Origin of the sequence: Staphylococcus lutrae, from assembly GCF_002101335.1 — a bacterium.
GTDB classification, from domain to species: Bacteria; Bacillota; Bacilli; order Staphylococcales; family Staphylococcaceae; genus Staphylococcus; species Staphylococcus lutrae.
On record NZ_CP020773.1, the window covers coordinates 962082 to 974342 of the forward strand.

Genomic DNA, 12261 nt, shown 5'->3' on the forward strand with positions numbered 1-12261 from the left:
ATCTGCGCCTCCCTTCTCTTCTGACAAAGCGCATCAAAAAAAGTCCCGGTAATCCACCGAGACCTTCTCACTTAATACTATGCGTTTTTCTTTTCGTAATAATAACCGATTTGATACGTAGACACTTGATTGTTCAATATTGGGCTATCTGCAGATTCATGTTGTTGTCTCACGTTTTTGTGTGATGCTTTAAACACGTCTGAACTGAGCCACGTGCGAAATGCATGTTCAGATTGCCATATGGTTAGAATTTTCACTTCGTCGTAATCCTCTAACCCATTTGTTTGAGTCACATACATTTCAATAAAACCTTCAATCGTTTCAATACCTTGACGACGGTGAAATCGTTCCATCGTTGCTTCAGCGGCACCTTTTTTTAAGGTCAGTTTATTTTCTGCCATAAACATGTCAACCATCTCCTTCTCTGTTGTTAAATTGGAATCACGTACCTTTTTCTTTTGATTCTCATTCCAAATCAATCTCTCTCATGCACCATGTGTGCGCACCTTCATTGGATTGTTATTCCTATTATAATTGATAACGATTATCATTACCAACCATAACCTTATCCCTTCATCCTTCTCACCAATTTCCTACATACTTTTGAGTCATAATATGCTAGATTATACATATACCTCAATGAAAGTAGTTGATTTTATAATGACAACCGCAATACCGAACTGTCCACAATGTGATTCTGAATATACATACGAAGATGGAGGACTCTACATCTGTCCGATGTGTGCATACGAATGGACACCAGAAACACTTCAAACAGAGACAGAAGCAACTGTCATTCGTGATGCGAATGGCAATCCGCTTCAAGATGGCGATACTGTATCAGTCATTCGCGATTTGAAAGTGAAAGGCAGTTCACAAATGATTAAACAAGGCACAAAAGTGAAAAATATTAAACTTGTCGATCCAGAAGATGGTCATGACATCGACTGTAAAATTCCTGGTTTCGGACAAATCGGCTTAAAATCAGAAGTTGTGAAAAAAATAAAGTAAGCCAAAAACAGGACCATACGCGCATCACATTGCCGTACGGTCCTGTTTTTTCATTTGTTCCTTATTAAAAAGCTTCGTCTACTGAGGCAATCGCTTCATCGATTGTCTGTCCCGTTGACAAGGCAACACTCGCAATAAAGCTTCCCTCAACAATCGGCGCATCCACCTTTTCAATCCGGTATCCACCTACATACATTTCAATGGCCATGTCTAAATTCATTTCGGACGAACCAATGTCGTAAAAACAAATGGCATCCTCTTCTAATTCATTGAGGACAGCGAAAACGTCATCAAAGGATGTCCCAATTTCACCATCGATGCCACCAATAGCGACAACTTTAACCGCTCCTGCCATTTGAGCCAGTAAATCTTGAACACCTTCTGCAATTTTCTCACTGTGACTGACTAAAACGATTTGTGTCATACACGATCCGCTCCTATCAATGCATTTAAAAGATAGACACTGCTTTGAGCACCAGGATCCATATGACCAATCGAATCTTTTTTAAAATACGATGCCCGTCCTTTAGTGGCTTCTAAGTCACGTGTCGCATCTGCAAAAGACTGTAACTTTGCTATATCAACTGTCTCACCTTGTTCGACAGCAGCTCTCGCACGTGAGATGACATCGTACATTGTTTTTTCATTTAATGTCACTTTCCCCCGTTCCGCAACTGCCGCTTCAAATGCGCGTAATAATTCGATTAAATTTTGATGATCGATTTCATCATGAACCACTTGAGACATTTTAACAAAACTAAATCCGTATAGTGGACCAGAAGCACCGCCCACTTTAGACATCAATGTCATACCTGTTGATTTAAACAACGCTGCCATCGAACGATCGTCTAGTTGTTCGGGTAACGCTTCAAAACCACGACGCATGTTCACACCATGATCGCCATCACCAATCGCTCGATCTAATTCAGTTAACACATCTTCTTGGGCTTCAAAAGTTGTTTTCAATGCCAATAAACGTTCTTTTAATGTTGTTACGTCCATCTTGTGAAACCTCCTCGTTAATTAAAAAATCGACTTGTTGTAGGCGCATGTAATGCTGCGAGTACACGTTCATCATATGGCACAAAAGTAAGTGAGAACCCTTGCATATCTAATGCTGTCATATAATCGCCGACAAACCAGCTTTTTACTGTTTTACCTTCTTTTTCTAAATGTGCGCCAACATATTTTGTGACAATTTGTAATTCAGAGAGCGGCGTGCCTCCCATACCATTAATCATTACAATCAATTGATCATCCTTCACTTCCGTGCGCAACTGTTGAATTAAACGTTCGACAATTTGTGATACAGGTTCAACTGGGACACGCGCCAATCCACGCTCACCGTGAATCCCAATTCCAATTTCCATTTCATCGTCTTCAATATCAAATCCGTATTTCCCTGTTGTTGGAACAGCTGGTGGTGTCAATGCCATCCCAATTGTTCGAATCTGATCAATGAGCCCTTGCACGTCATCCTTTAATTCAGCTAAAGGTTTACCGAGTTCAGCCAAGTACCCAGCATATTTATGCACAAATACGGTTCCTGCAACGCCGCGACGTTTTTCAACATCATCAATCGCGATATCATCACGAACAATGACCATCTCGACTTGAATGTCTTCCATAGCCGCCATTTCTTTGGCCATCTCAAAATTCATCACGTCGCCCGCATAGTTTTTTACAATGAGCAATACACCCTCACCATTGTCGACGGCTTTAATCGCTGCTAACACTTTATCAGGCGTCGGTGACGTAAACACTTCCCCACATACAGCAGCATCGAGCATCCCTTCAGCAACATAGCCTGCATGTGCCGGTTCATGGCCACTCCCGCCTCCTGAAACAAGTGCCACACCGGATGATTTCTTCTGTTTCCGCACGACGACTGTTTCTGCAATGACTTCAACATTGGGATTTGTTATCGTCAAACCGTCCAACATATCTTGCAGAAAGTCCGTTTTCTCTTGAATCAACTTTTTCATATGCTCACCTTCTATCCTTATTTTCTCCATTATAAATTCTATTCGAAAATCCTTCACGTAAAAACATTTGTGATGCTGACTTATTTGATGTCTTCTATACGGCCATTCCTCAGTTTTGTTCATTGACTTAAACGACTAGGGCACGTTGGCATCACAGGCTTTAGCAACGCGAAAACGCCCCCTCAATAAATGGCCCTCTGTTTTTTAGATGCGAATCATTACATCTTCCTACTTAAAAATGAAAGAATAAGAAACACCCGTCAAAGTTGAACTTCAGATGCTCAACTTTAACGAGTGCACTATTTGGAGAGAAGAACAATGTTACTGAGGCATTGCCAAGTTAACCGAGCAAACAATGCCTCAGTGAACGGACTGGTTCAATGGATGTTTGATCAGACTTTAACGCAACAAAAGTCTTATTCAATTAAATGTCTTTTTACGTTCACGTTTTCCCAATTTAAGTTTAGAAGAAAATCAGTGTCAAAATAGGTACAACTGCGACAACGACAACCCCAACGAGTACAATCGCGATACTCGCCATTGACTCTTCCACTTGCCCAAGTTCTTTCGCTGCGGCAACGCCTAATGTATGGCCGCTCGTTCCTAACGATAGTCCGCGTGCAATAGGGTTTTCAATGTGGAACAACTTCAACAACTTATTACCCAATGCGTAAATAATCACCGCATTCAATATCACTGCCAATGACGTTAATTCCTTAATCCCACCAATCCCTTCTGATACCGGTAAAGCAATCGCTGTCGTTGCTGCTTGCGGAAGCATCGATGCGATAATATCATGACCAAATTGAAGGGCTTTGGCAACGAAGAAAATACCAACTAAGGCGAGCACCGTACCTATTCCAATCCCACCAATAATACGGTGCCAATGCTTCGCGAGTACATCCCGTTTTTTGTATAACGGAATCGCAAATGAAATCGTCGCAGGTCCAAGGAAGAAGTTAATAATGCTTCCTCCAATTTTATACTTTTCATAAGGAATACCTGTAAAGTGTAGGAATGCCACCCCAAACACCATGGCTACAAATAATGGCGCAAATAAGAAAAAACCATTTGTCTTTTTAAACAACACCGTCGCGATTAAAAACGGTATGACCGATAATAAAATACCGAAATATGGCGTATCAATTGCAAGATGGTTAGCCATGTAGATGCGCTCCCTTCACTTTAGATTTTGCACGCGGCGCAGCAGCTGTCACATCATCTTTTGTCGTCACACGCATAATAATCTGTGATGCAAAGCCGGTACATACTAATAAAAGAATCGTCGAAATAATAATGAGCCCAATGATGAAGATAGGACTGGCGCTAATAATATCTAACGAATTCACGACCGATATCCCCGCCGGTACGAATAGAAAACCGATATTATTGGTTAATGCCGTACCGACTCTTTCAACCTGCCCGAGTTTAATCACGCCTGTACATAACAAAACAAACAGTAGCACGAGTCCGATAACAGATGCCGGCATAGGTATTGGCATGAACGATTCTATAATGCTTGAAACAAACAATACAGCTGCGATGACGAGCACTTGATGTAAGAAACTGTACGTTTTCTCTTCTTTTTGCTTCATTTTTTACAACCTCCTGTGCTGTTCTACTTGCCTACATTATATTATGAAAAGGCTACCGGACTTTGTTTTCATCCCGAAATGCAAAAAACGAGGGGTGAAATGCAATATGTTTACTTTTTCACACACTCGTTTTTGATTTGTATTTAATTTGATTTTTTACTCATTTTTTATTGCAGTGTTTCCAATAGCGATGCATCGCTTAACCACGAGCAGCCCACCATTCATCAGTGCGTCATTCATGATCTCAAGCCCATCACCTGTTTAAATCGCTTCATATATGAGCGGCTGACTTGCAGCTTTACACCGTCAGTCAACGTGACCATATATGTTGAATTAAACCAATGTTCAATCGCCTCGATATGCTGTCGATTGATCAAGTTCGCACGATGAATTCGAATAAAATCTGTGCGATCCAATCGTTTCTCATAAGCACTCAACGGTTCAGATGTTTCAAATGGTCCTTGAATCGTGTAAATTGTCGTCACCCCTTGATTCACTGAAATACCAATCACATCAGCAGGACTCAACATTTGAATGCGATCTCCAACTTCAATCGGTAACGGATGCGTCACACGTGTATCAGAATGGCCCCCCTGTCTTTCTTCACGCTTCTCCCGTTGACCATGCACCTTTTCAACGGCTTGTGCCACTCGTGCTTGTTCAAAGGGCTTCATAATATAGTCCGTCGCATTCAGTTCAAATGCTTGAACAGCGTATTGGTCATGTGCCGTTGCAAATACAATCGCAGGTGGGGTCTTCATTTTTTGGATTTTCTTACCGAGCTCTATGCCATTCTCATCCATTAAATTAATATCTAAAAACACTAAGTCATACTCATTGACTAACAAGGCTTCCATTGTCTCCGAGACATTTTCCGCTTCATCTAAAACTTCAAAACCACCAATCCGATTTAATAAAAATACTAACTCATTACGCGCTAGTGGTTCATCGTCGACAATTAACGCACGCATTGCTTAATCCTCCTTTTGTTGATAAGGCAAAGTACACCACACGCGTGTCCCCGTCTCATCAGTTGCAAAATGTAACTTCGCTTGATCACTAAACAACCCTTGTAAGCGTAAGTTTAGATTTTCTAAAGCACTCCCTGTGCCTGATTCTGATTCTACAGCCGTCTGCCCCAAATGTGCCAACTTTTCAGAGGGAATTCCTTGTCCATTATCACAGACTGAAATACAAAGGGCATTGGACGCTATAACACGTGCGGTGACTTTTATCCGATTATCCTTTTTACGTTTCGGAAAGGCATGTTTCACAGCGTTCTCAACTAATATTTGTATTAAAAATGGCGGTACACAAGCCTGCTTCACGTGTTCTGGCACATCAAAGGTCACATCAAATCGCCCTGGAAAACGTGCTTGTTCTAATGATAAATACGCAGTCACCTGGCTCAATTCTTTCTCTAATGTAATTTTATTTTGACGGGATCCTTGTAAATTCGATCGAAAAAAATGACTTAACTCAAGTAGTAATTCTCTCGCCTTTTCACTATCAATACGTACTAGCGCAGAAATCGTATTCATCGCATTAAAGAAAAAATGTGGATTAACCTGTGCTTGAAGCGACTTAATTTCAGCATCCTTCAACAATTTACTTTGCATTTCCGCTTCGCCGAGTTCAATCTGACTACTAAATATTTCAGCTAGCCCTTCTGCCAACTGGCGTTCCACAAATGTTAAGCTATTAGGATTCGTAAAATACATCTTTAAAGTTCCTGTAATTTCGCCATGCATCTTTAATGGAATGACAATGGCCGCATGAAGGGGACAATGCGGATGCGTACAGCCAATCTCTTCTTTCGTGTGTACTTCTTTTAATTCACCCGTTTGTAAAACTTCTTTGGAGAGATGCGTAATAATTTCTTTTTTAGGGATATGATGATCACTCCCCGCACCGACATGCGCTAAAATATCATGACGATTTGTAATGGCAACGGCAGACACTTTCATTAATTTTTTAATGATCATCGCCACATGCTTAGCAGAATCTTCATTCAAGCCTTCTTTGAAATAAGGTAACGTTTGATTCGTCAGTTGCAACACATCATGTGTTTGTACGGCACGCATCTGCTCTTCTTGCTTCAATGTTGAACGAATAATCGACATGAAAATCGCTGTACCTATGCTATTAACGATAATCATAGGCAAGGCAATCAATGAAATCAAATCAATCGCATATTGTTTGTCCTGCGCAAACGCAAAAATACACAACATCTGGACAATTTCCATCATCACACCAATGCATGCGCTTCTAACTATGGAAGGATATTGATTGTTTTGACGCGTACGACGTCCAAAGTACCCTGAAATCAGTCCGATAAATATGGAAGAAATCAAATACGTATAGGCTTCAGCCCCACCCATATAAAGTCGAAATAATCCTGACACCACACCGACGCATCCTCCTACAAACGGTCCGCCAACGAGGCCAGCCACCCCAATTGTAAGCACACGTGTATTTGCTAATGACACGTAATCACTGAGTTGAAAGTAAATACTTCCGGCTAAGATGTCGCCATTTTTAATGACAATCCCAGTAAAATTTGACATGAGTGCGAAAAGGCTAAAAATAATACAAAGTTGCCATTTAGACGACCATACTTCCCGATGTTGCATCGTATGTTTAAAATAATGTGAATTCATCAAAATATAGGCCAATATAATAATCAGCCCCACCCGTTCTAGTAATAATATTGTCAAATTAAACATCCGTTATGCTCCTTCTGTATCTCGCATCTTTCTTCTAGTTTAACATACCCGAATAAGTTGCCTTAATGTCAATACTGTGAAAGCATAAAATTGATTTCGACTTTTCATGCCCCATTATCCGACACACCACCAACAAGACGTACGAGTATCGGACGTTTTACGATTTAGGATTCGACGCTTATTGGACTGTCTTTTATTCGACAAGTACATCCTTTAAGGTGAGGTTTCGGACGTTCATCACCAATCTGTTTGCTCTCCATGACAGGGCACTATCATCACCATCATCTACTATCACAACCTAGACTATTGAGATCTGAGCGTATAACTTGGAGATCGTTCTGGCTGAGATGCTGGAGACAATCATCAGCCGTGAGTTAACTGCAATTCATCCTCGTGATCACTATGCTCTCTTTACTCTGTATTCCTCCAGCAAATTTGATGTATTACGAATAGCTTTGGACAAAACTGTAGAAAAACGAGGAAGCCAGAAATTTATTTATATTTGGGAAAATCAGTTAGTGGGTATCGAATCGTCTGATTATCAAAAACGACTTTGGATACGATACAAAAAACCGTTTAAATGTGTACACTTCAGTCGAGATTGTCCGAGAAATCATGGATATCATCATGTAAAGCAAAAACGGCTCACTCTCATCTGGAAATGAACCGTTTTTTGCTACTCCAAAAAGCTGTTATTATGACAACTTTTGGAGGCATATTAAAAATACTGACTTTATAAGATTTACTTTGCTTTATTCGATTTACGACGTCGACAGAATAAGAATCCTCCCCCGATGATTGCAAATAAAATGCCGATGATGCGCTCATTTTTCATGTCTTCAGTTCCCGTTTCCGGTAATTGATGCATCGTTTGTTTCTCAGCCACATCTTCATCGTGTAAAGTGGTGTATGGACTACGCACCATATTTGTTTCACGATTTTCTTTCTTTTCCATAGACTGTCCAAAGGTTGGCTTATGATGAAGGTCGCTTTCCTGGTTCAAATGTCCCTCTGGTCGATTCGCCACAGGTTTTATGACCGATTTATTATGTTCAACTTGACTCGAATGCTGAATCATCACTATCAATTCAATGCTCTCATATGAACCATCTGGGTAGGTCACGACAATCGGGATGTGAATCATAGGTGTCGATACCCCATTTTTCGGTGCTATTACCGTAACACGACCATTATGAGCTTGCACAGAAACCGTCCATCCTCTAGGTATGAGACCTCCAATTTTATAACGTGTTCCCTCAGGCATCCACCAATCACCCGTTTGATTCACATGGAGATGCTCCCCTGGATGAACAAAGTGTTTTTTATAACCCGGGTGATGTTGCACAGCTTGTGAAGGCCCCTCACTCACCGTAATCGGTACTTTGATATGATCTTGAGAACCATCTGGATAAGTCACTGTGACTGACACATCCACCGTACCTTCTGTCTTCCCATCCGGTAATTGTGACGAATCATCTACTGTGACTTTTGGCGACGCCATGTTTTTAGGGTAATGTGGAATGCTTACACTTTCTGTTACATCTTTAATTGTTGTAGGCGTCCCATAAGCTTTCTTTAATCCTTTTGATTCCGGTTCATATCTATCCTTATCCAAAACAGAAGACGTGATTCTTGGTTTTGAGATGGTTTTGTTTGGATGATTCGGCATGATTTTAGGTGTTATATCCCCGCTAGGTTCAGGAGACTCGAGATTTATCTTTTCATTTGTCGTCACTGGTACAGTGATTATATCAGTTGAACCATCTGGATAAGTCACTGTCACGCCTATCTCCACTGTTCCAGCCGTCTGACCATCTGGAAGTTGTGCCGGATCATTCACGGATACTATAGGAGGTGCCATATTTTCAGGATAGTTGGGAATACTCACACTTCCCGTCACATCACTAACTGTTGTAGGAATACCAAAGGCTTTATTTACATTTTCATGTACAGGATCATATTGCTTCGCGAGTGGCTCAACAATTTTTACTTGAACCGGTGCAAAGACCGTTTCTTTGGATCCATCCGAATACGTGACAACTACGGGAATATCATATATTCCTGCTGCAACATGTGCATCTGGCGAAACAATAATGGAACCGTTGTGATTTACTTTTGCCCATGACTGCCCATGATTCCCAACGCTAAAAGTCGTCCCAGTTGGCAATGCCGAACCATTTTCATTTACAGGTGCCGGTATCGTTATCGTTTGACCTTGCGCTACTGTTGACAATAGATAAGTGGGTTGATAGTGCATCGCTTTTTCATTGACTTGAACTAAAAGTGAATCTGCAGCGATGTCATTGCCACCCGAAACAACATAAACCGTGTAGATTTCACCTGACTTCGCATTGTTCGGAATTTTAAAAGTTCCTGCTGCCTTCGCTTCCTGCACTGTATACACTTGCTTACTTTTTTGGACCACCCTACCGCTTGAATCTCTCCACTCAATGAATGTAGGCAATGGAGAAATATCCGATGCCAAGATGTCAATATACGCCGTATCCCCTCGTTTTGCCGGATTCGCTACCACATCAAAGTTCGTAATGTTGACTGTCGTTTTAACAGTTGCGACAAGCGCAAAGTTCAAGTTGACCCAAGCGTTTCTAATAGGTCTGTGATAGGGTGCTGTTTGAGGTGTAAATAATAAATTACTATTCGGCTTTTGATATAACGGTGATGTAAAAGAAGAATAACTCTTGATGACATTTCCTTGACGATCTAATACAAAGCCATAAATATAATTTCTATTTAAAGTCCCTTTAGGAAAGCGTACAGTATACTTACCATTCGAATCCGTTACGCCTTTAACAGTAGCAGCAATATATTCTGGATGTTCAGTCAATAAACGGCGCACAGCAGCAGGTTGATCTTTTTTAGATAAATACGAAACGCTTTTATCATATGCTGATGCCCCTTCACGTGTAAGTGTGGACAGCACCACTTGATAACCTGCTTTTACGATATCTTTGTAATTATGATTGGGGCCTGTCCCAGAGTTCGCATAATCCCCCGCCCCTGTCTCCAACCAAACCTTTCCACTGATAAAATCATTTGGACTAATCACCACTGCTGGATAAGACAATGTCCCTTTTTTATCGTCTATCCAATGAGATGTCGTCATATAATGATTTGTTGGCAAAACTTCCATAAAAATTCCAGTTCTTTGCATATTGACACCAATAAATGGAAATTGACCTAAGTTAAAATATGTGACTGAATTAACGTATGAACCCGGGAAGAACCCGCCCGTCTGACGTAGCATCGTTGCTGTATTCCCTTCTGGTGTTTTAAAATCATCAATCCACAAGCGATAATATTGACCTGCTACTGCACGATAAATATGTGATCTACCATTTGCATCTATCCAAGGTACTCTTAAATCAAAAGCATACGCCCCTGGCCCTACTTGGTTCCCATCTGCTTGACTCAGTTGATTGGTTGTTTGAGCTTGGTAGATTGGAGATACGGCACCATCTTTATCAATCCATTGCATATAGACTTTAGTTCCTTCTGGTACAGGTGTCAAACCATTAGAAAATGTCGCAGGTGTTCCTCTGTCCACGATCCAAGCTCTACCAGATAGTGTATGCGCAGCACTCGTCGCATCATTTTGATATTGAATATACTTGTTCGCCAAGGCATCCGCCACAATAATGTGCTTTTCTTTTTCTAAGACATCATTATTTGAAACTGTACGTGCCTCTACTTGAACTGAATCTGTTGAATGTGGTATTTGCTTAGGTTCTGCTAAGGGGAAACTATCTTTACTGATACCATTATTTCCTGAAGATAAATCAGCTTGAGGTATCGGGGCACTTTGTTGCTGAAGTGTTTCAGTATTGTTCACAGAAGTTGTTTTTGAAAAATCTGTTGACGATACTTTCGATTGTGTTGTTTCTTGAGTTACATTATCCTTTGTCACTGTCTCTTCTTGTTTTGAAACTTCCATAGATGATTGATTCGTTGGCGTTTTTTCAGATGTATATGTTCCATTCTCTTCAATTTGTTTATCAATGATGTCTACATTCGCTTGACTTGCATCTTGCATAGTCATTGTTGCTGCTGAAGCATCATTTGAATGTATTCCCCCAATAAACATAGCACCCAAAAAAATTGAAGCTGTCCCTAACGAAAAACGTCGAATCGCATATCGGTTTTGATGATTCGATAAAAAGTCAATACGTCTCTTTTTAAATTTATTCATAAAATTAGCATCTCCTTAATAGTTTTAATCTAACTTACTTTTTAAATAATAATCACAACTATTAAGAATTACAACTAAAATTTCATTGCATTTATAGTTTTATTCTTACTATTTTTACATTATTATATATAGTTTATTCCTTACATTTAACATTTTATTTGTTATATAATCCAAAACAAGATATTTTAAAGATAAAAAAACACACGACTTGATTAAATGTTTATTATGTGATTAATATCAAATATACATATATTATTTGATATTTCATTTCACCTTTATTGCTATTGTTATTTATCGACACTTGAATAGACTTAAAAAAATCCAAAGTCCTTTTATTTATAATAATTAATAATATTGCATATTAAAACATAACTATGTTATCAATTTTTTTAAATATCATTAATGAGATCGATTAACTGATATTTCTACATATCTCTATTACAAATAATAAAATTCCATAAAATCATTTTTATATTAAAAATCTAAAATCAATCAATGTTTATTTTTTTAGTATTAATCTCTAAATAGTAATTAACAATACATTTATTGTAACTTTTCCTTTCTAAAATCTGTATCCTTATACTTTTTATTATGTTAGCCGACTCAAATACCATCTCATTGATACTCATATCATTGTCATCTTCACTACAACTTTTCTCACACGCATACATTCCACTTAAACAAGCACATCTAAAAAAGCCAATCCATGCACTTTATAAAAAGCACATGAATTGGCT

The 12261-nt window shown here is 39.5% G+C and carries 10 protein-coding genes; 1 reads left to right on the plus strand and 9 read right to left on the minus strand.

Going from position 1 to position 12261, the window contains the following annotated elements; all coding sequences use genetic code 11:
* Positions 1 to 77 precede the first annotated feature (77 nt).
* Positions 78 to 407 carry an antibiotic biosynthesis monooxygenase gene (locus B5P37_RS04670; RefSeq protein ID WP_085237138.1) on the minus strand — a complete coding sequence of 110 codons (330 nt, stop codon included), beginning with the start codon at positions 405 to 407 and terminating at the stop codon, positions 78 to 80.
* Positions 408 to 660: 253 nt separating this feature from the next.
* Here B5P37_RS04670 and B5P37_RS04675 point away from each other — a divergent pair, with 253 nt between their 5' ends.
* Positions 661 to 1011, plus strand: coding sequence for a zinc ribbon domain-containing protein YjdM (locus B5P37_RS04675; RefSeq protein ID WP_085238418.1), 351 nt, complete (start codon positions 661 to 663; stop codon positions 1009 to 1011).
* 64 nt (positions 1012 to 1075) lie between these two features.
* On the opposite strand, the gene dhaM is transcribed toward B5P37_RS04675, so the two are convergent.
* The 8 genes from dhaM to B5P37_RS04720 all read right to left on the minus strand — a co-directional run bounded on the left by dhaM (position 1076) and on the right by B5P37_RS04720 (position 11524).
* Positions 1076 to 1435, minus strand: coding sequence for a dihydroxyacetone kinase phosphoryl donor subunit DhaM (gene dhaM, locus B5P37_RS04680; RefSeq protein ID WP_085237139.1), 360 nt, complete (start codon positions 1433 to 1435; stop codon positions 1076 to 1078).
* Positions 1432 to 2013: a dihydroxyacetone kinase subunit DhaL gene (dhaL, locus tag B5P37_RS04685; protein WP_085237140.1), complete on the minus strand. Its 582-nt coding sequence runs from the start codon at positions 2011 to 2013 to the stop codon at positions 1432 to 1434. Before dhaL ends, dhaM begins: the two co-directional genes overlap by 4 nt.
* 17 nt (positions 2014 to 2030) lie before the next feature.
* Positions 2031 to 2996: a dihydroxyacetone kinase subunit DhaK gene (dhaK, locus tag B5P37_RS04690; RefSeq protein ID WP_085237141.1), complete on the minus strand. Its 966-nt coding sequence runs from the start codon at positions 2994 to 2996 to the stop codon at positions 2031 to 2033.
* Positions 2997 to 3459: 463 nt separating this feature from the next.
* Positions 3460 to 4161 (minus strand): antiholin-like protein LrgB, encoded by a 702-nt coding sequence (gene lrgB, locus B5P37_RS04695; protein WP_085237142.1) that lies wholly within the window; start codon positions 4159 to 4161, stop codon positions 3460 to 3462.
* The gene (lrgA, locus tag B5P37_RS04700) at positions 4154 to 4591 is read right to left on the minus strand and encodes an antiholin-like murein hydrolase modulator LrgA (protein WP_085237143.1); all 438 of its coding nucleotides are present in this window, start codon (positions 4589 to 4591) and stop codon (positions 4154 to 4156) included. Before lrgA ends, lrgB begins: the two co-directional genes overlap by 8 nt.
* A gap of 236 nt (positions 4592 to 4827) precedes the next feature.
* Positions 4828 to 5562 carry a response regulator transcription factor LytR gene (locus B5P37_RS04705; protein ID WP_085237144.1) on the minus strand — a complete coding sequence of 245 codons (735 nt, stop codon included), beginning with the start codon at positions 5560 to 5562 and terminating at the stop codon, positions 4828 to 4830.
* A 3-nt stretch (positions 5563 to 5565) separates the two neighbouring features.
* Positions 5566 to 7317, minus strand: a complete 1752-nt coding sequence (locus tag B5P37_RS04710) for a sensor histidine kinase (protein ID WP_085237145.1) — start codon at positions 7315 to 7317, stop codon at positions 5566 to 5568.
* Positions 7318 to 8059: 742 nt separating this feature from the next.
* Positions 8060 to 11524, minus strand: coding sequence for a Rib/alpha-like domain-containing protein (locus B5P37_RS04720; RefSeq protein WP_085237147.1), 3465 nt, complete (start codon positions 11522 to 11524; stop codon positions 8060 to 8062).
* Between the last annotated feature and the right edge of the window lie 737 nt (positions 11525 to 12261).